At 42.8% G+C, this 24,471-nt stretch carries 15 protein-coding genes; 1 reads left to right on the top strand and 14 read right to left on the bottom strand.

The genetic code is table 11. The features are described 5' to 3' along the window. Positions 1-94 precede the first annotated feature (94 nt). From AC59JO_RS05585 to AC59JO_RS05570, 4 genes are all read right to left on the bottom strand, one after another. Complete coding sequence (locus tag AC59JO_RS05585) at positions 95-1,657, bottom strand: RagB/SusD family nutrient uptake outer membrane protein (RefSeq protein ID WP_497303970.1); 1,563 nt, start codon at positions 1,655-1,657, stop codon at positions 95-97. A gap of 21 nt (positions 1,658-1,678) precedes the next feature. Next, positions 1,679-5,011, bottom strand: coding sequence for a TonB-dependent receptor (locus tag AC59JO_RS05580; protein WP_497303968.1), 3,333 nt, complete (start codon positions 5,009-5,011; stop codon positions 1,679-1,681). Positions 5,012-5,244: 233 nt separating this feature from the next. After that, positions 5,245-6,249 carry a FecR family protein gene (locus AC59JO_RS05575; RefSeq protein ID WP_497303966.1) on the bottom strand — a complete coding sequence of 335 codons (1,005 nt, stop codon included), beginning with the start codon at positions 6,247-6,249 and terminating at the stop codon, positions 5,245-5,247. Between the two features lie 69 nt (positions 6,250-6,318). Then, on the bottom strand, positions 6,319-6,921 hold the full coding sequence (locus AC59JO_RS05570) for an RNA polymerase sigma-70 factor (protein ID WP_413668379.1): 603 nt from the start codon (positions 6,919-6,921) through the stop codon (positions 6,319-6,321). Between the two features lie 273 nt (positions 6,922-7,194). Between AC59JO_RS05570 and AC59JO_RS05565 the strand changes: the two genes are divergently transcribed. Then, the gene (locus AC59JO_RS05565) at positions 7,195-8,463 is read left to right on the top strand and encodes an Hsp70 family protein (protein WP_413668380.1); all 1,269 of its coding nucleotides are present in this window, start codon (positions 7,195-7,197) and stop codon (positions 8,461-8,463) included. A gap of 205 nt (positions 8,464-8,668) precedes the next feature. Here the strand turns inward: AC59JO_RS05565 and AC59JO_RS05560 are convergent, their stop codons facing one another. From AC59JO_RS05560 to AC59JO_RS05515, 10 genes are all read right to left on the bottom strand, one after another. Then, positions 8,669-11,524, bottom strand: coding sequence for a M16 family metallopeptidase (locus AC59JO_RS05560; RefSeq protein ID WP_497303963.1), 2,856 nt, complete (start codon positions 11,522-11,524; stop codon positions 8,669-8,671). A gap of 148 nt (positions 11,525-11,672) precedes the next feature. Beyond that, positions 11,673-12,230, bottom strand: a complete 558-nt coding sequence (locus AC59JO_RS05555; protein WP_497303961.1) for a TlpA family protein disulfide reductase — start codon at positions 12,228-12,230, stop codon at positions 11,673-11,675. Between the two features lie 9 nt (positions 12,231-12,239). Then, positions 12,240-14,120 (bottom strand): protein-disulfide reductase DsbD domain-containing protein, encoded by a 1,881-nt coding sequence (locus AC59JO_RS05550; RefSeq protein ID WP_497303959.1) that lies wholly within the window; start codon positions 14,118-14,120, stop codon positions 12,240-12,242. Between the two features lie 6 nt (positions 14,121-14,126). Next, positions 14,127-15,263 carry a redoxin family protein gene (locus AC59JO_RS05545; RefSeq protein ID WP_497303957.1) on the bottom strand — a complete coding sequence of 379 codons (1,137 nt, stop codon included), beginning with the start codon at positions 15,261-15,263 and terminating at the stop codon, positions 14,127-14,129. 32 nt (positions 15,264-15,295) lie between these two features. After that, positions 15,296-16,228 (bottom strand): hypothetical protein, encoded by a 933-nt coding sequence (locus tag AC59JO_RS05540; protein WP_497303955.1) that lies wholly within the window; start codon positions 16,226-16,228, stop codon positions 15,296-15,298. 86 nt (positions 16,229-16,314) lie between these two features. Beyond that, positions 16,315-17,232 (bottom strand): hypothetical protein, encoded by a 918-nt coding sequence (locus AC59JO_RS05535; protein WP_497303953.1) that lies wholly within the window; start codon positions 17,230-17,232, stop codon positions 16,315-16,317. An 18-nt stretch (positions 17,233-17,250) separates the two neighbouring features. Continuing rightward, positions 17,251-18,672 (bottom strand): PKD-like family lipoprotein, encoded by a 1,422-nt coding sequence (locus AC59JO_RS05530; protein WP_497303951.1) that lies wholly within the window; start codon positions 18,670-18,672, stop codon positions 17,251-17,253. Between the two features lie 18 nt (positions 18,673-18,690). Continuing rightward, the gene (locus AC59JO_RS05525; RefSeq protein ID WP_497303949.1) at positions 18,691-19,530 is read right to left on the bottom strand and encodes a DUF4843 domain-containing protein; all 840 of its coding nucleotides are present in this window, start codon (positions 19,528-19,530) and stop codon (positions 18,691-18,693) included. Positions 19,531-19,544: 14 nt separating this feature from the next. After that, entirely contained in the window at positions 19,545-21,020 is a 1,476-nt protein-coding gene (locus AC59JO_RS05520; RefSeq protein ID WP_497303947.1) for a RagB/SusD family nutrient uptake outer membrane protein, read from the bottom strand. An 11-nt stretch (positions 21,021-21,031) separates the two neighbouring features. Further along, positions 21,032-24,463, bottom strand: coding sequence for a SusC/RagA family TonB-linked outer membrane protein (locus AC59JO_RS05515; protein ID WP_497303945.1), 3,432 nt, complete (start codon positions 24,461-24,463; stop codon positions 21,032-21,034). Between the last annotated feature and the right edge of the window lie 8 nt (positions 24,464-24,471).

Here is a 24,471-nt window from a genome sequence, read left to right as displayed (position 1 = left end):
AAAAGCCCGAACTTAAAAAACTGCAGGTAAACAGCGAGGCCGTATCATAAACTGATTGATACGGCCTCGCTGTTCAGATTAATAATAACAAGTATTAATAACCGGGATTCTGCACCAGTTCAGGCGAATTCCTGTCAATTTCGGGCTGTGGAATCGGCCAGAAATCATAGTTATCGGCATACTTGGTTTTCACAGTCGGGAATAATGGATTTTGAACAAAGCCGTTCAGCTTCTGTGTAGCAATCCCCCATCTCCTCAAATCAAAATAACGGATCCCTTCCAAAGCAAATTCAACCCTCCGTTCATGACGCACCTTTTCTCTGAACTGAGCCTGAGATAGGCCGGCAGCCAGGTCGGGCATATTAACCCTTCTCCTAACCAGGTTAATTGCATTGTAAGCGCTCGCATCTGGGCCTACAGCCTCGTTTTGCGCTTCAGCGTACATCAGTAATACATCTGCATAACGCAATAAAACAAAGTCATTATCGCCTTTTACTCCGTAATCAGGGTCTACAAGCGTTGGATCAAGCCATTTTTTTACGGCATAGTAACCTACTATCCATGAATCTTTTCCAGGCTGAGCCACGGAATATGATCCTGTAAACGGCCATCCCTGCGCTTTGGTATCGCCAGGAAAAAACAGGGTCATCCGCATCCGGGGATCCCGGTTTTCAAATGGTTTTCCCTTTACATAAACAGCAGATGAGGTTGTGTCCTTACCGTCGGCAGCTTCATATTCGTTAACCAAATCCTGGGTTGCCAGTTCTCCCTTCCATCGTTGCAGGGGAACGCTTATACCATTATCCTGGTGCGACAGATTTGGCAACTGGTATTTAACCGAGAACATGATTTCCGGACTGCTGTTTTGAGCAGGCTTATAAAAATTTGAAGGATAAGAAGGGTTCAACGAAAATTTTCCGCCTGTAATAATGGTGCTGGCCAAAGCGGCCGCATCGGCATATTTCTTCTCAAATAACAATGCCCTCACTTTATAACCCTGGGCTGTAGCTTTAACAGCATGCCCGTTACCATAGGCAACGTCCGGTAAACCGGCAATCGCCAGATCAAGATCAGCCTCTACCTGTTTCAAAACATCAGCCCTGGTAGATTTGGCCATGTGTTTTTTATAATCCAGCGTAAAAGGGTCGGCAGTAGTGATGATCACATTTCCGTATAATATAGCAAGCCAGTAATAATTAAAGGCCCGCAGAAAATAGGCTTCAGCTTTGTATTGCTTAAGCTTATCGCCGGTAAGCACTTTATCAACATTCGCCAGGAAATAGTTAATAGATGCTATAGCAGTATAGTTATTGACGTAATAGGACGACTGGTAAAGGTTATAAGTATCAAAAACACCGGGAGACAAACCAGAAGATAGTGCGCTGGTACCGCCACCATAGTTATATTGGCTGTAAGAATTGTCGCTGAAATTATCCCATGCAACTACCTCATACTGAGACGTAGAGTAACTCCCTCCCTGCGCATATAAGAAATTGTAACAACCTGTTAATGCCAGGTCGGCATCACTTTCTGACTTCCAGAAGTTTTGAGTAGAAAGTTTATCCGGCGGATTAAGGTCAAGGGAACTTTTCTTGCAGGACACCAGCATGGCTGCCACCGTCATTAGTATGAATATATACTTGTTATAAAGTTTCATAATCTTTTTCTTTAATAAAATTTAAAGTTTAATGGAAGCTCCAAAGGTTATCGTTCTGTTTTGCGGATATGTAACATAGGTTCCATCCCCTACCCGTTCAGGATCAAGGCCCGGGTATTTGCTGATGGTGAATACGTTATCGGCAGCCACAAAAACCCTCAATGATTTTATCGACACCTTTTTCAGCACAGGCAAGGCGAAGTTATAGCCCAACTGTAAACTTTTAAGACGAACGAACGAGGCATCTTTTAAGAAATATGTAGAAGGATAATTTTGAACGGCAGCATAACCATCGGCAACGTATATCTTAGGCATTGTATTGGTGTGGTTGGTTGGAGTCCAACGATTTAGCCAATCTGTAGTTGGCACAGAACCTTGTCTGAAAGGTTCAATACCCCAGCCATTAACATAAGCCTTTTGCCCCTGTGAACCGTATAATTGAGCGCTGAAATCGAAGCCCTTATAAGCCGCACCGATATTGGCCGAATACTGATAAGAAGGGAATTTGCCGCCTACATAAGTCCTGTCATTGGCATCTATTTTACCGTCGCCGTTAACATCTTTTATTTTCAGGTCGCCTGGTGTAGGTGTAACCGGTTGTTTAGGTGAATTGTCTATCTCCTGCTGACTTTGGAATATTCCATCCCAAACATACATGTAGTAAGCATCCAGCTCATGTCCTTCCTGCCTGATGGTATGATCGCTGATATCCTTTGATCCGTATCTTTCAAGCTTGTTTTTATAGGTTTGAAGATTTACCCCCACTGTGTACGTAAAATCCTTACCAATGCGGTCGTTATATTGCAAAGCAAACTCGAAACCCTTATTACGGAGCGCACCGTCATTGATTGTAGGCGCGTTTAGTCCGATATAGAATGGTACTTGCGAGCTTCTCAAAATATCGAAAGTATATTTATTGAAATAATCGGCCGAAAAAACGAGTTTGTTATTGAAGATCGTCATATCGAGGCCTATATCTGCCACCCTGGTAGTTTCCCAGGTCAGGCTCGGATCAACCAGGGTATTTGCGACAAATCCTGAGGAAACAGAACTTCCGAAGGCATAATTAGCACCGGACAAAGTTGACTGATATGGATAAGTTCCGATATTCTGATTACCTAACTGCCCCCACGAACCGCGGATTTTAAGGTCATTTAACCATAAAACATCCTTCAGGAAATTCTCTTTAGAAACTCGCCAGCCGCCAGAGAATGAATAAAACGTACCATACCTTGAGTTTGAAGGCAAACGGGATGTTCCGTCATATCTGATGTTAGCGCCCAGTAAATATTTATCTGCATAATCGTAATTGGCACTGCCGTAAAACGAGCTGATTGCCCATGCCGATGATGTGCCATTATTGGTTTGCCCGTCTGAAGGGCCTGCATTCAGTTCACGCAGATAATTTGTTACATATTGGGTACGGGATGCGTTTAAATTGCTGGCGTTATTGTTTTCCCGCTGATAACCTGCGAATGCAGAAAAATTATGTAGTCCAAGGCTCTTTTTATAAGTCAGCTGACTATAATATACCGTATAAATATTGTCTGAATTGCCCACATTTAAACCCGGCGCCCCATCATCAAGGTTTCCCGCAGGAGACATATCACTATAATAATATGTAGGAATTACCGGCCTGAAATCATTGAATTTATAGTAGCCATAGTTAAACCCTCCTTTATTTTCCCATCGCAAACCTTTAAAAAGATCGATATCCAGGGATAGGTTGCCTTGCAGATAATAATCGTTGCCCCGGGTTCTGATGTCCTCGCCTACGATAGCTGCTGGATTTTTATTACCCTGCTCGTTGGAGTAAGCTTTTTTTATCCATCGGCCATCAGCACTTTGGGCAGGATATAAAGGTGATTGGGCCAGTGCGGAGAGGAATTGGTCGCTTGCACCATTTTCGGGAGTTAATTTTCTTCCGTACCGCATCTGTATATCCGATCCAAAAGTTATACGTTTATTTAGCTTTGAGCTTAAACCCAATGAAAACGTGTATTTTGAATAGTCAAATCCCCGCATTACACCGGGTTGGTTGGTGATGCCCACGCCAACACTATACGTTGTGCTATCTTTGCCCCCGCTCATGTTCAGGTAGTGGTTTTGCGTATAAGCCGTGCGAAATATATCATTCAACCAGTTATGATTAGGGTACTTTACCCTGTCGGTTGCGTTTTGATACAGATTTATTTGATCCTGGGTATACAAAGGCGCAAGCGAAGAGTTTGTCCGCGCCTCATTTGACAACTGCATATACGTTGCCGAATTAGTGACTATGTCCGGGAGCTTAGTAGCTTTGGAAATACCCAGATTGTATGTATACTGGATAGCCAGGCTACCGGCCTTACCTCTTTTGGTTTTTACTACAATTACGCCGTTAGCACCGCGCGAACCGTAAATTGCGGCCGAAGAAGCATCCTTTAATACAGATATCGATTCGATATCGTTGGCATTCAATACATCAAGGCTCCCCGGAAGGCCATCAACAATGATCAATGGATTTGACCCAGCCCCGCTGAATGTACCAACGCCCCTGATTGTTAACTGAACATTTTCATTTCCGGGCTCTCCGGAACCTTGAACAACCTGTAAACCCGGTAACTTACCCTGCAGCAAAGCCGTAGGTGAAGTAGCTACTCTTTTATTAAGCTCATCGCCCGAAACCGTAACTACAGCACTGGTTAATTTATGCCTGCTTTGTGTGCTGTAACCAACAACAACAACCTCGTTGAGGGCCTTGTTATCTTCCTGCAATTGAATATTGACAACTTTTTGACCATTTATCGCTACCTCACGGGTTACATAGCCTAAATAACTAACAATTAGCGTCGCATTATAATCGGGCGCATTTATGGTATAATTACCCTGGCTATCGGTTGCTACGGCAACAGTAGTTCCCTTTATCTTAATGGTAACCCCCGGCAATGCTGCTCCCTTATCATCGGTAACCTGTCCGGTAACCTTCACTTGCATTACCTCCGGGTCATCGCTTTTATTTTCACTATTTTCAGAACCGGTATCGGCGGTGGTTCGGAGTTTGGTCAGGATGATTTGATTGTTAACGACTTCAAAGCCAATACCATTAGCAAGAAAAACCTGCTCCAATATCGTTTTTAAATCTTTCTGCCCTCCCGCAGTAGTAACCTTTTTTTGATTGTTTAAGGTTTCTTTGAAATAGACAAACTTAACGCCCGCTTTTTTAGAGAGCATATTAAGAAAAGACTTCATATCCATATCTACTGCGGTGATATCAACCTGGCGGGCCAGGGCGCCCTGCGCACGCGTGGTGCCGGCTACTGATACACCCGCAAATATGATGGCCAACAAGATCTGGCAACAGGATAACTTCATAATTTTATACCAGTTGATCGATATTAGTAAATTAATATTCATACATTAGTGTGTTTTATTTGGTAAAAAAATGAGACAAAAACGCCCCCGCACCTCTACGAAAGGTGTGTAATGCTACACGGCCGGGGCCCGAAGAAAGCGTGGTCACGACACGCTTTCTTCATTATACATAAGTGGTGTTTGCTGAGGTTAATCTTTCTTCATAATTTAACTTTAGGGTTAATAATAATTGGTTAATTGGTTGTTAAGGCTCTTTGTAACACAAACTTCTTCCCATCGGTTACATAGCTAACGTTGAGGAGTTTTTCAAGTACTTCCATTATTTCGGGCAGACTTTGATTACTAAAATCAGCCTGTAATTTGGCTTCTGCAAGATCATGGTCTCCTTCAGGCAGCATAATTATCACATCAAATTGCTGTTGAAGTACCCGGACTGCATCCCTAAGGGTCACACCGTTAAAAGACAGGCTTGTTTTTTCCCAGATTTTTAAAGCGGAGTGCTTTTCTACAAGGCTAACTTTAAGTGTATCAGTCTTCTTTGCTGTTACCTGCCAAACTGCTTTTTCCTGAGGATGAAGCATAACATCCATGTTATTTTTATCCCGATCAGCTATTGCAACAGATACCTTCCCGGTAACTACAGCCACTTCGGCACGAAGCGCATGTTCATTATCTTTTACACTAAAGCTGGTTCCCCATACTTTAGTCGACATATGTGCTGTGCGTACAATAAAAGGATGTGCATGATCTTTCTTCACGTCAAAAAAAGATTCGCCGGTAAGCGAAACAGTCCGGAACTGACGATTAAATGCATGGTCGTACGTAACTATTGTGCCCGGGCTAAGCCAGGCCGTACTGCCATCGGGCAGCGCTACTTTTTTTATGTTTTGCCCTGTATTTACTATCCTGATATTGTCACTCCCAACTTTTGATTGATTTGCTGCCGGTTGTTTGTTCCATAAAAGGCCAATTGTAATAAAAATCAAAATACTGGCTGCTATTGCTCCAGCCCGGTAATAATTAAACTTTTTTATAGGAGGTTCGGACAGGCGTATCTTTTCGCGTATTCCTGACATCAACCGGTCCTCTAATGCCTGTTTTGCCTCCGGCGAAAGCTGCTCATAAGCGTCCGGTTCATTTTCAGGTGCGTTAAACCAGTTAAGTACCGTCGCCTCTTCGTCAGCATTACATTTCCCTGCAAGGTATTTTTCAATCAGTTCCGGTGAAATAGGGTGCATGGTGTTAATATTGTCCTTTTAATAACTAAGACAGTTAAAACTCAGGTAACACCCAAAAGAATTTGATTTTTATTTAAAAAAAGTTTTCAGATAGAGTAAAGTGTATATAATAGCAATTGTAAACAATTGATGGAGAGATAATCGCAAAAATCGAAGCGCCCGGTTCATATGATTTTCTACCGTTTTCTCTGTAATACCCAATTCGGCCGCTATTTGCTTGTTTGATTTGTAGTGCTTCCGGCTGAGTTCATAAACCGTCCTGCATTTTTCGGGGAGCAAATGAAGGTTCCGGTCAACTTCCTGCCCTATTTCTTTAACGATCAGGATTTCCTCCGGGGCGGTTTGTAAAACAGGCGTCGCTAAACGTAAAACTTCAGTAGCCCTCTCGTGAAGTAACTGCTTATGGATGTGATTCAATACTAAGTTTCGCAATGCGACATACAAATAGCCACTCAATGTCGACTTTATAAACAACCCTCCTCGCTTAATCCATAAATTCACAAACAGGTCCTGCACCAGTTCCTCTGCTATTTCTGCTTCGCGGCACCTTTTTAGCGCAAATGAGTATAAAGCCCCGTGATAACGGTAAAAAATTTCCGTAAATGCTGCATGGTCAGAAAAATTTAACCGCTCAACCAACTCTTCATCGGTTAATGTTTTCCAATTGTTCATGCTGAAACTAAATTTAAAATTGGTTATTGGGGCAAAAAAGCGCACCGGGATTCAAATCTAAAATAGTATTTTAACTTTTCATTAACATAATCCGACTTTCTTATATACAAATCAGGCATTTTATTAAGGCCTTTATACACTTTTATTTTTTAACTATTTGTATTCAAAAGATATAACACAGCCCCTGGATATTTATCGCCTTATAATTTGTCTACCTAATTCGTTTTTCATACATTCGCCGCCCGCATTTTTTAGCGCATTACTTCACCTGCAATGAACAAGTTTTTATACGGCATTGATTTTGGAACAACCAACTCAGCATTGGTTATTTACAACGAAGAAACAAACGAGATACACAGTACAATTATCATTCCTTCACTCATTTATTTTTACCAGCAGCCGGGCGCGGGAAACAAGCCTAATTACGTAGTAGGCGAAGCCGCCATCTCCGCTTATCTCGCGGATGATATGAAAGGACGATTTATCAAATCTGTTAAACAAATTTTGCCGAGAAGCAGTTTTATAGAAACCCGGATCCAAAACAAAAAATATAATGCTTCGGAGCTTGTAGCGATCATCTTAAAAGAACTGAAGGAACGTGCCGACCAGATCATCGGTGAAGATTGCAGGAAAGCAGTTATTGGCAGGCCTGTTTTTTTTGACGATGATGATGTTAAAAAAGATGCCTTAGCGCAAACACGCCTTACTAAGGCAGCGGATCTTGCCGGTTTTGAAAACATTCGTTTTCAGTTTGAGCCTATCGGGGCGGCTTTTGCATACGAGAAAAGCCTTTCAGGAAAGGAAAATGTACTGGTAGCCGATTTGGGTGGAGGAACTACCGATTTTACATACCTGGTACTGGACCCTGAAAAGGCCGGAATGAAAGACAGAAAGAACGATATCCTCGCCAACGGAGGTATTTACATTGGTGGAGATAGTTTTGATTCGGCTTTTATGTGGGATAAAGGCACCCCCTATTTTGGTAAAAACACCACCTATGAAGCTACTCCGGGTAAAGTACTAACTGTACCCAAATCGCTTTTCGCCAATATTTGCTCCTGGGAGCAAATGAATTTCTTTAACAGCCAGCGTATTCAGCGGGATATTGAAGACTACTTTTACTTTTCGGGTAATGATCCACAATTCAAAAACCTGATCACCCTTATCGAAAACAATCTGGGATATTCGGTATTTCAATCCATCGAAGCAACAAAAATACAACTTACAACCGCCGACAGCGCCGTGTTTAGCTATCAGAAAATGGATATCAGTATTGATGAAGAAATAGCCCTTACCGATTATGAACAGATCATAGCTAAAGATGTAAGCCGGATTGCCAGCTATCTGGACGAATTTATGTTGCAAAACAGCATTGAACCAGGCAACATCGACAGCCTTTTCTTAACAGGCGGTACATCTATGGTAGGAAGTATTCAAAAACTATTTAAAAACCGGTTTCCACATATCAAACTCAACTCCAGCGACAATTTCAGGAGCGTAGCTACAGGCTTGGCATATAGCGGTTATCTGTTTGATGAATAAGGACGTTGCCAGTTTTTATATGATAAAAGAAACTGTTTAAATTTTGTTTGAGGAGTTTTTAGGTAGAGACGCATCACATGCGTCTCCTACATTTTACAACAGTATTAGGTTACCCAGCCCTAAACAGGGCATCAAAAAGCAAATCGCCCCTCATTAATAACGAATGAGGGGCGATTGCTTTTAAACCTTATTTACCGGCAACTAATCACTTAGCGGCAGCCGCTTCAGGAAGCAATTGCATGCGGATATAGTTTTTACCACTTAGGTATTTTTGGGCGGTAGCTTTCACGCTTTCCACAGTTACATTGTTCAGATCCTTGGTATAGGTATCCAATTGGTGCAGGTCTTCTTTATCATTGATCTGCCCGCCGATATAACCCAGCCAAAAGCCGTTAGTGCGTACAGCTGTTTCGCGGCTGCGGATGCTTTCGGCGCGCCATTTGTCGATATTTACCTGCGCAGGGCCGTTGGTTTTGATCTTGTTGATCTCATCAAGGGTTGAAGCAACCAGTTTATCAGCATTTTTAGGATCGCAACCAAAGTAAACGAATATAGAATAGCGTTGGGTTGGGAACTTACTATTATTGGCAAATGCACCCGGTGAATAAACACCACTTTCATCTTCCCTTAAACGTTCAATCAACCTGATCTCTAAACACTCCTTCAAAGCATCCAGCTGAATCTTTTCGGCAGCGCTGTATTCAAACGGGCCCGACCAGATCAAATCAACCGTGGCTTTTGGCTCCGAACCTTTATATACGTTTTTAGCTATCTGCCCTTCGGGGATGTGGATACCTAAATCTTTAGCCTGTTCGCCCAGGTTTTTGGCCGGTAACGAGGCTATGTATTTTTCAAGCAGCGGTTTAATTTTTTCGATGTCTATATTACCAACAAAAGTGAAGGTCATGCCCGATGCATCGGCAAAGCGCTCTTTATAAATAGCATACTCACGATCAAGGCTGATCTGATCTATCTTGGCAATGCTCGGGCCGGTACGGCGAACGTTATGGTTACCCAACACCGCGCTTAAGGTATCCTGGAACACGGCATTAGGATCATTCAGCCTGTTGGCAAGTCCTGCTTTTGAACTGGTAATAATCCCCTGGAATAAATCGGCATCTTTACGTGGCTCGGTTAAATAGCCATAAATAAGCTCAAAAGCCGTTTCCAGGTCTTTTGGCGTCGAACTACCACTAACGCCCTGTGTACGCTCGCTAATGTACGGGCTAACACTTAACTGCTTGCCTGAAAGGTATTTTTCCAATTGTGTAGGGTTATAGTTACCTACGCCAAATGATTCCACCATACCCGACGCGTTTTTAGCCGACTCAAAATCAGCATCGCTATAAAGCGATGTACCACCCGGTGCCGAAGCGCTGAATACAATTTCGTTATCCTTAAAATCGGTAGGTTTAAGTACAACTTTGATGCCGTTACTTAAAGTTAACGTGGTTGTACCTAAAGCAGCATCCTTAGTTTCGGCAGTGATTTTACCGGCTGCAGGTGCGTTGGCCAGCAATGGCTGTTTGCTTACCTCATCATTGTAAGGTTTCAGGTCTTCTGCCTCAACATCTTTTATCCAGGTATTAACCACCGCTTCGGCAGGCAGAGTAGCCTTATCCTTTTCGGGGGCAAGTAACATCACATCGCGGTTAGTGTTTTTGATGGATGTTTTGGTAATGGCATTCACTTCGCTAAGCGCTATACCCGGCAAGTCATTTTTTACCAGGTCATACTCGTAGCTTATACCAGGCGCGGCGGTTCCTTTTAAAAAGTATTGCAGATACTCGTTCACATAACTATCGGAGTTGGTTTTATTCTTTTCCTTCAAAGCAGCTTCCATATCGCTCAGGAAACTTTGTTTGGCACGGTCAAGCTCGGTTTGAGTAAAACCAAACCGTTTGATCCTTTCTGTTTCGCGCCATGCGGTTTTGAAACCTTTTTCAAGCTCTCCGGGCTTGGCTACGGCATATACGCTGTAGGTATCTAATCCACCTAAAAAGCCGCTCAGGTCGGCGCCACCTTGTAAGTATGGCGGATTAGCCTGGCGCATAATTTCGGCATAACGGGCACCCGACATCCTGTTGAATAAACCACGGATAATACTTTGACGGTATTGAGAAGCGGTATGCAGATCAAGCGCCGGTTGTTTCATGAACACCTGGGCCACAGTTACCGTCATTTCCTTATCAGTAATGGCAATGAACTGATTTTGTCCTGTTAATGGTACTGTATATTTGGTGCGCGGCTTTTCCACGGCAGGCTTCTTAAGGTCGCTAAACTTAGCCTTAACGATTTTCTCCATCTCGTTCACATCAATGTCCCCCACTACGATCAAAGCCTGAAGATCCGGGCGGTACCAGTCATGATAAAAACGTTTGATGGTTTCAGGCTTAAAGTTGTTCAGTACTTCATCGGTACCAATAGGCAGGCGTAACGAATAACGCGAGTGGTTCAGGATCACCGGCAGGTAGGCCCTTTGCATCCGCTCCTGCGCACCTTTACCCAAGCGCTTTTCTTCCAATACAACACCGCGCTCTTTATCAATCTCAGTCGGGTCTAAAGTAGCGTCCTGTGCCCAGTCGCGCATGATCTGAATGCCATTCTTCAGAACTTCCGGATTATCTGACGGGATTGGCAACTGATACACCGTTTCATCAAATGAAGTATAAGCATTCAAATCGGCGCCAAAACGTACACCGGATTTTTGCAGATAACTCACCAATTCATTTTTAGGAAAATGTTTGGTTCCGTTAAAGCTCATGTGCTCCATAAAATGCGCAAGGCCACGCTGGCTGTCATCTTCCAATACCGAACCAATTTTGTTGGCCAGGTAAAACGTAACGCGTTTTTTGGGCTCTTCGTTATGGCGGATATAATAAGTAAATCCGTTTGGCAGTTTACCTGTGCGAACGGCAGGGTCAAGCGGTAAATTCTTTTCGACTGCTGCCTTTGTGGTTTTAGGCTGGCTTACCTGCGCCCATGTTGGCGCAGCCTGAAACGACCAGCTAAGCGCAAGGCTTACGCTGGCCAATAAAATAGTACTTTTTATGTTTTTCATATTTTGTTGATCGGGTTAGGATTCAGCGCTAATTTAAAAAAGAGCCGGTATTAAAACCGGCTCTCCGGAAATTAAACTAATTAAACTGATGGAAAACGTCCTACCGGGACTCTCTTTATGATAGCCAATGCTATCCTTTTATAATTTTTTAACTGTTAAAAATTTTTTTAAGCTGTATATCGATATCAGAAGCGGTTGGGTTTATTAAAACCACATTACCCTCAGCATCCACCACAACTGCAAACGGCACCGACTGGATATCTAAAGCATTCATCATCACTGATGCATCTTTACCGTCCTCGTATTTATCTATTCCCTGCTCCCATGGCATTGCTTCTTTAAGCATCGCATTTTTCCAGGCCTTACTATTCTGGTCGATTGAAATGCTAACTATCTCAAATCCTTTAGCGTGGTATTGTTTATATAACGCTTTAAGGTGCGGGATAGCCGCCCTGCATGGCATACACCACGAAGCCCAAAAATCAACCAGTACCACTTTGCCCTTAACCGATGACAATTTGATGAATTTCCCATCGGCAGTTTGTAACTCAAAAACCGGCAACGGTTTTCCAATCATTAAGTTTTGACCTGAGGCAACTGTATCCTGTTTTTGGGATGATAAAGCCTTTCCGTCTGCCTTCCATCCGGTACTTAGCGCAATTGCTACCGGTGTTACCAACAACAACCTTTTAAAATTTATTTTCATTTGGCTGGATTATAAAACCTGTATTTCAATTATTTTTCTTTTTGGCGGGAAACATTTGTTGTTATCACAAACCTGGTAGTAAAGCCCACATTTAATTACCATGCCGGGCTTTAGCGAGGCTGCATTTATTTCCGTTTTAAATGTTGCCTTATCTTCCCAAACAAACATGCCTTCACCTCCGGTAAATGGTACCCCGGCCGATGCCTGCCACTCGCTGCTCGTTATGCCTTTAGGCAGCTCGATAGTGGGCTGCGCGGTAATAAAAGGGCTATCTTTAGGTACATACGCATAAATATGCCAGCCTTGTAAAATATCGGCTTTAACAACTACTTGTTTTTTCCCGTTTGCATCGTCAACCAGGGTGGCGCTCACTATCACCGGATCTGCACGAGTTGGTACTGTTACCGCGTTTACAGTTTTAATGTCGCCGGTTGGTGCGGGTGCGATTGCCGATGTTTCTGTTTTGTAGGTATTCACCATAAATTTGAAACCGCCGGCTTCGGTATAATAAAGGTTGGATTTGTTTTTGGTTAACCATGTACGCCATTCCTGAGCTGATGTGAATTTTTCGGTAGTATATCTTTCCAATACCCTTTGGGCCAGGGCAGGCTCCTCCCCTTTCTCAAGCATACTGATACATTTTTCAAGCAACTCAATTTTACGGTTAGAGATTCCCAGCTTTTTTGCGTCCTCATCAACCTGCAACGAATAAGCATCAACTGGATAAAAATATTCAAGGTTTTCCCGATAATACTTATGATAAGCCTCTACGTTGGTACCAAACATATCATACATGGCGCTGCCGGTCCAGCTTTTAAGGTAATCGTCAAAGCTTTGTACGTCGTCGGATACGGGCATCTTTAGAAACGCTTCGTTACCTTTACCAATATCCTCGCCTTTGGCTTTACGGTCTTTAAGCTCCTGCTGCATTTTAAGCAGGCGGGCGTTGCCTTCTTTCCGGGCTATCAGCGTTTTTTTGTATAAAGCTTTATCACTACGGTAAATCATTTCATTTATCCACTCACGATTCTCTATTTGCACTTTTTTCATGATAGGTGCCCGGTGATCAAACTTTTTGATGTAGCAAACGGTGTTCACAAATACATCCTTTGCCTCATCAGTCATGTGATTGGGCGAAGCAGAAAATCCCCACATAAAATAGTTCCCATGCCTGCCTAACGCAACTGCTTCGGCATTTTTTAAACAAACACCGCCACTTATGGCTTCGGCATCCGGCGAATCATTAAACCCCTCGCCATGCGCCACCATGCCAATAATGTATTTATCCTTAGCTGTGGGATCATTTTTGATCACCTTCCACATAGGCAATTCTTTGGGCGTGGTTGCACCCTGAAAACCATTAAAAAAAGAACCCGGCGTAGGCCTGTTAACCAGTGTTAACTTCACTTTTATAGGTGTATTAAATATGGCGTGAGTGGTTTTGATGTTCAGCGCATCGTTTTCCAAACACTGGCAATACCAATCAAACTTAAGGCCTATCGGCATACCCATATCAGGAGCAAGCTGATGCATCAAAATAATAGGCCGGTCAAAACTGGCAGGTAATTTTATAGGGCCTGCATCGGCAATGGTTACATCAACATTAGCAGACATTGAGGCATCGTAATCTCTCGCATCCACTACGTCAACTTTCTCAAAACGTGTTTCTAAAAATGCTTTAAAATCGGCCATGCGGGTTTTCCAGGCTTCATCTACCGCACCTGCGGCTGTGCTGTAGTATGTAATATGATCAGGCTTGGGTTTGGCCGGATCATAACCTACATATAAAACGTGGAGCGCTATTTTACCCGCTCCATGTTTTATGACATTACCAAAAGTGACCGCGCTAAACATAACGCAAAGCAGCAAAGTCAATGTGACCTTTTTCATATCTGTTTAATTAAAAAGTTCGGCAAGTTTGGTATTCAGGGATTCATCGCGCAGGGTATTGCCGATGATCTTACCGTCTTTGTCAAGCAAAAAACTTTGCGGTACCGCCCTTACACCATATAAACGGCCAACAGCATTGTTCCAGCCTTTTAAATCAGAAACCTGGATCCATGGCAAACCATCTTTGGCAATAGCGTCAACCCATTTTTCCTTTACATTATCAAGCGAAACAGAGATGATCTCGAAACCCTTGTCCTTATAAAGTTCGTATTGCTTTTTCAGGTTAGGATTACCTGCGCGGCAGGGAGCACACCAGCTTGCCCAAAACTCAACCAAAACATATTTGCCTTTTAAATCGCTCAGGGAAACCGGCTTTCCACTCACGTCATTTTGAGTGAAAGCAGGAGCTTGCTTCCCAATAGCGGTGATACCTGCAGCCTGAATGCGTTGCTCAAGCTCCTTACCAACATCGGTGCCGCGCAATGCGGCGTTAAGCGCTTTAAACACAGGGCCAACCTTATCAACATCAACCTTGATACCCGCCGACTCAGACAAGCCAACTAAGCCGAAATATGAGTTGGGATTATTTTTGGCAAAGAGAAATTGCTTTTCATTTCTATCGGCAATGCTTTTGCGATAACGCGCGTCAATAGCTTTTACAAAAGCGGTATCCTTTTGCTGCTCAGGCGTAGCACGTGAAAATTCGGCATTAACGGCTTTAGTTAAATCCATTATGGTACCGCCGATTTGTTTGTTGTAAGCCTGAAACTCATCATACACTTTTGAGCCGGTAACTTTGGCGTTTACTAATGAATCGGCCGAGGTATATACCATATTCTCCTTACCGAAATAAATGTAAACCACATCGGCATTCGGGGCATAAATAGCATGTTGCTTACCCTGACCTGTATGATCAAATGCCATGCGGCTGGTAGTTATACCTGATACATTTCCTGTAAATTTGAATGTACCGTTTACCACCACGCACGAATCTTCGTGGCTGGTGCCATTATCCATATAGTCGATATAGGCTTTGGCAGGTTTATCCAGCTTACCGACATGGCCGGTAATACTGAAGTTGGCTTTCTGAGCGGATGCCGCCAGTGGCAACAAAGCGGCCAGTGTAGCTAATTTTAATTTCATTACTATGAGGTTTTAATTGTGATCGATACGTTTTACTGATACCTTACTTTCGGAAAATCTTTCTGTGCCTGTTTAAACTGAGATTCCCATTCATCGGTCCATCCAAAAGTTTGGGTAGCCCTTTGCTTAAGGTTTACACCTGCAGCCCCGCTCCAGAAATGCACAAATTCGCCCCAGTTCATGTCGCGGGTATATTCGCGTCCGTGCGGGTTTGATTTTTGCGGAAAGTTTGCCGCGAGTAAGGCAAAGTATTTGTTAAGCACTGCTGCCTTACCATAGTCCATATAAATGGGGTAAAACCAATTTTTAAACCACTGCGTTTTTGCACGCGGAAAATCATCATACTGGGTTTGCATTTGCTGATAGATCCTTTCGGCTTCATCCTGCCTGCCAATGTGCAGCATCACATCATAATTAAAGATCTCCATGAATTTGCTATCGCCCCAAAGCACATCCGATGGCGAACCTTTTACATCATGACTTGCGCCGCTTACAATATGCCCCATTTCGTGTACAGGCATATCAATTTGCTCACCAATTGGCTTTTCCCAATTTCCCAGGCCACAGTCGATAGTGTTACGATAATCGTGGCTGTCGTCAAAATAAGGCGAAGGGTGCCCGCCGCCATAAATACCCTGGTGAAAAACCGTATATAACCTTGTTGAATCGCCAAATTTGCCGTAAGTGCTTTTAACATAAGCCCAGGCTGCCGACATGCTTTTGTATGGCCAGGTAACAGACTTATCCATACCCTGATCATAATAAACCGCTACATTTTCATCCTGATAAACCAACGATACCGTTTGGTTATGTTCAAACCAGTGTTCATGCCAGGTGGCGGGCGGAAGCCCCTGCTTATGTTTTGAATTTAATTCGTTAATACTTAAACATTTTCCATAATAAAAGGAAAACGAGGCAATGATGATACTCCCTATAAGGAGCTTAATTGATATACTTTTTTTCATTATTATTTTTAGTCCATGTGTATATGCAGAACCGGGTACGGCACCCCTAATCGCAAAAAAGGCGCCGCCCGGTCTGCAAAAGGCTTTTAGTTTTTGTATTTAATATCAGGAAAATCTATCCGGGCCTGATTAAATTCTGCTTCCCATTCATCGCTCCAGCCAAAAGCTGTTGTAGCCTGATTTTTGAGATTTACTCCGGCAGCACCACTCCAGAAATGAATCCATTCGCCCCAGTTGAGGTCGCGGTTTGAAGGAACATATTTGGCATAAAGCTGAAAATATTTGCTGATAGTTGGCCCTTTACCATAATTATACCAAATAGGATAAAACCAACCCGTAAACCAGTTCGACTCGGGATTCGGGAAACTCTCTCTTGCATCTCTAAGCTCGTAATATTCTCTCGAAGCCTCATCCTGCCTGCCAATGTTCATGAGCACGTCATAAATGAAAATCTCTGCAAACTTGCTATCATGCCAGATATTCTGATCTTCATGCGCATGGCCCCACGACGCATTAGCCACAATATGCCCTATCTCGTGAATAGGCATACCAATCTGTTCGCCGGTAGGATATGTCCAGCTGCCCAGGCCACAATCAATAGTGTTGTGGTAATCATGCGTTGAATCGCGCCATGAAGCCGGGTGACCGCCTCCAAGCTCACCGGTAGTATCTACCGTTGCGTGAAACACGCAGTACAAACGCGGGTCCTTTCCAAAATCGCCATAGTTCTTTTTTACATAAGCCCAGGAATCGGACATGGCTTTAAATGTCCACGTTACCGACGGATCCATGTTGTTATCATAATAAATAGCCACATTATCATCATAATAAACGCGCTTTAGCAACTGGTGATGGAGGCCCCAGTGCTCCTGCCAGGTTTTAGCCGGCGCACCGGGTGGGTCAACCTCTTCCTTAACCGTATTCTTTGTTTTTTTGCACGATGCAATGGTTAATAAAGCCATGAGCAGGCCTATTAAGAATGTTGTGATCCTTATCAATTTCATATCGATTTTAATAAATGGTTAATTCTTAGACACTTCGTCAACCGGGGCTCCCGGTATGCCGGTAACCGTTCGCTTGATAGTTCCGTTAACACCAACACTGATATCCAGAAACATCAGGGCACCATCAACCCCAACAATAAGTTTGTTATCATGATCATCAAGCTTGAGCATGGTAACCTTTTTGCCTCCAAAACTTGCATCAAGCGGGCGCAGATCCTGGTTTATAGGATTATACCTGTAGATTTTGTCGTTGGATGTAAAGTAAAATACATCAAGGTATGATCGTTGCCATTTGGTATCGGCGTTTATTAATGAGGCTCCTTTGAAAATTCGCTTATCATCGGCAGTAATTATACGGGTATTGGAATAGTCGTCCATGTCAACGTTGAATGAAAATTCGTAGATCTGCCCGTCGTTACTTTTAAAGAAAGCATAGTTGCGGCCCGATACCGGCTTCATAAACAGCAGCTCCTTCATTCCTATTTTTTGGGGGTTGAAAGCATTTCCGCTAACGGTATACACTGTATCCAGATAAGTACCTACACTGCTGAATGATACAAAGGCCGACCGCTTTTTATCATATCCAAAAAAGAAATTGCTGGTGTTTGAAAAATATGGCGACAGCTCATAATTACCCGCAACCGGGTTGGCAAACTTGCCCCAGTCTTCGGCAAAGGGCGCTGTGGAAGTAACGCTCAGGTACAGCTTGTCATTAATTACACCCGATACCCAACCCTTGGAAGCCTCAAAAGCCTCGGGCTGCAACACAGGCGGCGGGGAAAAAAACTGCTCAGGAAAATCCCTTTTTTTGATCATGGTACTGCCATCAATGATCACGCTGCTTTTGGTATTATCGGCACAAATTACCCAATAATCCTGCACAGTGCCTGCCTGATAAAACACCGGCCTTGCAAACAATTGCAATGGGTTATTTGGCAAGTTTTCATGATGGAGCGCAAAATATAAGTCGGCTAAAACACCGATAGTATCGGCCTTCACAAAGGATAATTTTGTTACACCATCCTGCACGCTCAAAACCGTCAGGCCCTTTGAAAACTGCGTTTTGCCTGATATCTTAAAATCATAAAAATACTTGATGCCATTGCGCTTATCGGTAACGGTAAGCCTGGCAGCTCGTTCGCCGGGGCTCAGGTTATAAACAATTTTGAGCGGATAGCCTGTATAATCAACAGTGCGGGCTTCTTCCTGTATAGTGATCCTCCAGGCAAAATCAAGGTCTTTGGCCGGATTTGCATCTTTAAAGCTGATATAAGGCTGCAACACTAAAGTATCGCCGATGGTAGCATCAACCGTGGCATTTTGCAGGTTAACGACAATAGGCTCGGTAGGTGGCGAATAATTATAGTTACCGAGGTCCTTTTTACATGAACAAAAGGCCAGGATAAAAAATACACAAATAGTTATATGATTAAATTTCATGATATTCCGTTTTATAAATTACTCCATCGTGATTTTCGCTCCTGTTTCGCTATCAACAAAAAAGGACTTATTTACTTCAGGAAAATACTTGTACAGGAATCGCTTGGTTGGCGAATTGATATAATAAAACTCGTAATCGTTAGTACCAGCTTTTAACGTTATAGCGTAACCTTTTTCGGGATGATCGTGCACCCAGCTTATCGGGTCCCTTAAAAATGTCCGTGTATTTTCTATATAATACAGGCAGCGCGGAATCTGGAAATTAGGATCGCCGTAGTCAAGATAATCGATCAAATCCCGGGTACCTGATGTAATTAAAAAGAGTTGATGCTTGGTTCGGCTATACTCCTTTACTTCCCCTACCCATGAGTTCCACCAAAATGGTTTTTCGAGGCGATTGGAGAAAAGTATAGTTTTGGTCCGCAAGCTATCGGGCATATTATTGGTAAAATCACCGGTACCTGAAACCCGTATAGTTAACAGCACCGATTTATTTTCAAGAGCGGCGTCATTGTTATAAATAATAACCGGAATATGCACCACACCCGAATCGGCCGGCATTGTGTAAGAGTTTTTTAACGCCTCATAATGCAAGGGTGTTGCAGCAGTAGTAGCCGAAGCCACCACACCAAGGCTAAAACTGCGGGCTTGCTGGCTACGTTTACCCGAAACAATTACCGGTACCCAAACGGTATCTTTTATAAGGGTTGGGGCATACGCAAACGAGTAGGTAAGCGTATCCCTGTTGGGATAATTGAGGTAAATATTATTGCTTGAGTTGTAAAAAAACTTAGCATCTTTCTTACATCCAAATAACATGGCGCCTGCAAGCAGTATAAAAAGTATTTGCTTTTTCATCGTCATCATCATTATTAGTTATTTCTGAAAGCTTCTTCATCGGGCGGAAGCGGGAACACAAATATTTTATCAGTTGCCGGGTAACTTATTCCCGAAGCAGCCACAATGGGTATACCCAACCTTTTGTACATATAAAATATCTGGCTTTCGCCGTAAAACTCTTTTCGCGCTTCTTTTATCAGCAGATTAATAAAATCTGTTTTAGCCGGGATATTAACCAAATCGTTCCCTATGCCTCTGTTTCTGCGTGCAGTGTTATAGTAGCCAATAGCCTTTGCAGGGTCGGTATCAAAACTGGCTTCGGCGGCGATATAATACATTTCGCTAAGCCGTAAGGCAGGTGCAACCAGGGGATGAAGATTTTTTACCGGTTTTATGTTGGTAAGGTATTTTTGCAGCAGCGCCCTTTCGGTACTGCTCGAACTTATTTTAGTCTTAAAAAACCATTGTTTATACCGCCAGTCATCGGCACCGTCGGCACCAGATTCATAAATATCATCTATCTGTGCGCTGGTTGGCGAAAAAAACGGCGCATCGCCTGCAAAGGCTCCCAGCAGGTAATCTTTAATAGCCTGGTTGTCATCAATATACCAGCAACTAATGAGCTCTTTATAAAATATCCTGTCTTTTTGGGTGATATCGCTCTGATTAAAATCAGTTCCGTTTGTTGCCGGAAACCGTTTTGAGTTGATCACTTCCTGTGCCATGGCCAAACTGTTTACCATATCACTTTTATACAGGTAAGCCCTTGCCAGTTCGCCGCAGGTTGTAAAATAATTCATTCGCTGACGGCGGTTTTGCATAAACAAATCAGGATCGGAAACTTCGGGAGTGCCGATATCTCCCGGGTAGCCTACTGTATAATTTGAAACAATAGGGTCAGAACTACGCAATAGCAGCCTTGCAGCTTTCAGATCGGTAATGATACTATCAATTGCCTGGCTCACGCTTGAAAACCTGGTGCTTTTTATAGTAACCGTAGTTACATAAGGAATACCACTTGCATTGGGGTTGCTTTTATATGATGGGGCAAACATCCTGAGCATATCAAAGTGCAGATAAGCCCTTACGGCCAATGCTTCGCCCTTGATCAACTCATAATTATGCCCTGTAAAAAGATTTTTCTTTTTATCAATATTGCCCAATATATAATTACAGTTGGCAATAGCACGGTAACCCGAATTCCAGATATCGGTGTTGCGATTAATTAAATCGGGATAAGTGTAATTAAAGGCAGCAACGTTGCTATAACCAACATTGGTAAAATCATAGTTTTGGGCCATGATATCCAGGTAGCCGAATGTGAGGTTATTGCCATACAGTGAAGGCCCTGCACATAAGGTGTACACTCCGTTAAGCGCCTCTTTAAATCCCTGTTCATTTTCAAATAACTGACTTTGATCAATCTGCGACGAGGGCTTTACATCCAGAAACTTTTTGCATGATGTAAAGGCTATCAGCACAGTTAGTATATATAAATATTTTTTCATTGCTGTTTCTGTTAAAGTGTAGCCTGTAATGAACATGTTAAACTGCGGGCAAAAGGATAATCAATACCACGCTCAACCCCGGCACTTGCCGAACGGAAAATATCATTGGCTGTAAGTGCAACCCTGAATGTTTGGAGCCCCAGCCTTCTCGCTGTGTTGCGTTTCAGATCGTATGATAAATAAACTGATTTTAGTTCAACTACGTTATCCTTTTGTACAAAGCGGGATGTGGCGTAAGTAGTGCCCAAATCGGCAATGTTTTTATAAAAGGAAATGTCACCCGGTTTTTTCCAGCGCTCTTCAAGTGCACGGCTATCCACATTAAACCGCGGATCGGCGTTTTCAACCCTGTCTACCAGGGTTTGATTGTAGGTTTGCCCGCCAAACTGATAGTGAAAGTTGAAGCTTAATAAAAACTGCTTATAGGTAACATTACCTCCAAAATAGCCATCGGCTTTAGGGGTGTAATCACCAACCGGCTGGGTATCTTTTACATCATAGTCATAAGTAAGTGTACCATCTCTTTTCACATAAATCTCTTTACCGGTTTCGGGGTCGATACCTAATGATTTTACGGCCCAGATGGTATTTAAGGACAGGCCTTCCCTGTACCTGAGCAAAGGCGTACCCGGCAGATTGTTTTTAGTATTAGCCTGCATGGTATCAACCATGTTATTGTATGATTTCAAGGCGTTTGAAATCTTGACTATAGTATTTTTGTTATGTGCCAGATTGGCCGTTATGTTGATATTAACATCCTTTGCACGGTAAGCATTTACGGTTACTGCAAGCTCGTAACCTTTATTAGTCATATCGCCAAGGTTTGCCTTGTAGGTTGTAAAACCAGTTGAAGGTGCTATATTGATGTCATTAACCAACCCATGCGTTATTTTATAATAGTAATGCGGTAAAAGGTTAACCCTGTCATTAAACAAACCCAAATCAAGCCCCGCATCATAATTGGTAGTTTTTTGCCATTTCAGGGCTTCGTTACCATAATTATTTACAATAGCCCCTATGCCGGTTGAGTACCAGTTTGCTGTTTGATAGCTATAGGTAGTTTTTGATAAATAAGGCGGAAAGTCGACCGAACCAACCATACCGCCGGTTACCGTTAATTTCATCCTGTTAACAACCTTAGCAAGGCTTTTCATAAAGCCCTCGTTGTGAACGTTCCAACCTAAACCTCCCGCATAAAAAGGAGCAAACCTCCTATCGGAACCAAAGGCAGATGAACCATCCAAACGAAATGATGCATCAACCAGGTATTTATTTTTAAACGAGTAGTTTGTTGAGAAAATAGTGCCCACCAATCTTGTAAGTGTTATGTCCCCTCCGGGATGCCCGTCTGGTTCATAAGTACGGGCAAAACCTACGTTGGTAAACTTATCATTTGAGAAGCCTCTTGCAACAAATGCTTTTGAATCATTTCTGTCCGAAGTAATGTTAGCACCTAATACAGCGTTAATGGCATGTTCGCCCATTTGCTTGTTGTAAATAAACCTGGCATTACCATCAATATTAAGCGCATTGCTGCTACTGTAATTGTAGCTGCCGCGGTTTTGAATTTCACTGGCCGGTCCAAAGTAAAAAGTGTTGCTATACGGCGATACAAATTTATCGGCGGTAGCCTTATTATCCGTTAAGCTAACTAAACCGATAAATCTTAAAGCAGGAGTTATTTTCCAATCGATTGAAAAGTTATCCAAAACTTCGAGATAAGCATTCTTATCAAAATTACCCAGACTTGCTTCATATAATGGGTTTAAAACAGGTTCGTTTTTATATTGATCTTCACCTTTTCCATGAGTATCCACCCTCCAGTTGGCTATTTCCCTTATCAGGTTGCCGCTCGCATCCCTGATAGGATAATATGGGTTCATGAACACATAAGTGGTAAAGTCGCCATAGTTGGAGTTGGCGGCATCTACCTGCGTAATGGAAAGCTCATTTCTGAAAATCAAATTGCGGTTAGGATTATAGTTAAATACCATGCCACCACTGTACCGCGTACGCCCCGAGCCTTTCATTACACCCGGAGTGTTTTGATAACGCAAGTCCACACGGTACCTGAAAGTAGAATCACCGCCTTCTGCATTCAATGAATGCTTATGACCAAATGTATTTTGCAAAGGTTGTGATAGCCAGTAAGTGTTTATGCCACTAACTACATTTTTAAGCTTGCTGTAATACATTTCATCGAGCTGGTCCTGCGTATATGCGTTTGAGTTGCCAGTGATATATAATCCGGCTAACTTTTCGTATTCCAGTTTTTGAGCCGCGTTTAGTACGTGGTAATCGGTTAAATCAGGTGCAGTTGCGGTAAGTTCATAATTATAGGTTAACTGCAGTTTACCCGGCTTGGGCGCTTTGGTTGTTATTACAATAACACCATTTGCTGCACGCGAACCGTAAACTGCCGTAGCAGCCGCGTCTTTTAAAATGGTGATACTTGCAATGCGGTTTATATCAAGATCGACTACTTTTTGCAGGTTTGTTTCAAAACCATCCAATATAAAAGCCGGCAGATTGTACGAACTTGAAAGGTTGTTGCGATCAAGCACGCCTCCATTTAAAGATGGCAGCGTGGTTGATCCCCTCACGTTAATTTTAGGCAACAAGTTGGGATCCGATCCCAAAAGATTATTCTGATCTATCCGGAATGAAGGATCAAATGCAGCTAAACTTTCAATTAAATTATTGGGATTTACGCGTTTAAGATCCTCACCTTTAACCACAACAGCGCTACCGGTATAATTATCTTTTTTAATAACCTGGTAACCGGTAACCACCACATCGCTGATATTGTTCATTTTTTGCCCAAGCCTGATCAGCAGCGGTTTACCATCGGTGGCTTTCACTTCTTTGGTGTTATAACCTATGTAACTAAATACAAGTATTTCGCCTTCATCAACAGTTACCCTGAACGAACCATCACTATTGGTTTGCCCCAAAAAGACCTTGTTTTTTTTCAGGGAGATACTTACTCCCGGCAACATATTTTTAGCATTTGCCGAATCGGCCACGGTGCCGCTTACCTCTATTTTTTTTGCACCCGGTTGCACCGGCCCCTCCTCCGGCGTTTTATTCCTGATCACTATAGTTTTATTCACTATGGTGTAGGTAAGCTCATAGCTTTTAAGGCAGCTGTTCAAAGCATCGGCAAGGGATACGTTTTTCAGATCAACATCCTGCTTCCTATCGGTTACATTTATTTTTCCGCTGTAAAAAAACAAAAAACCGGTTTGTTGCTTTATATCCCTGAAAATGGTTTCAAGCGTTGCATTTTTTCTTGAAATAGTAACCGTTTGTGAATAACTCGCCGCCGATAAGTGCAACACGCCAATAAGCAGCAGTATAGTGGTGAGTTTCAATACTAATAAGAATTTGCACTTTACCCCCCGTATTGCACATACGGTGTTGTAAAGAAAAGTTAATTTCATATTTTTGA

Source organism: Mucilaginibacter sp. A5337 (genome assembly GCF_059690695.1).
The sequence above is the reverse complement of the archived record's forward strand: the minus strand, read 5'-3'. Positions and strand labels throughout refer to the sequence as shown.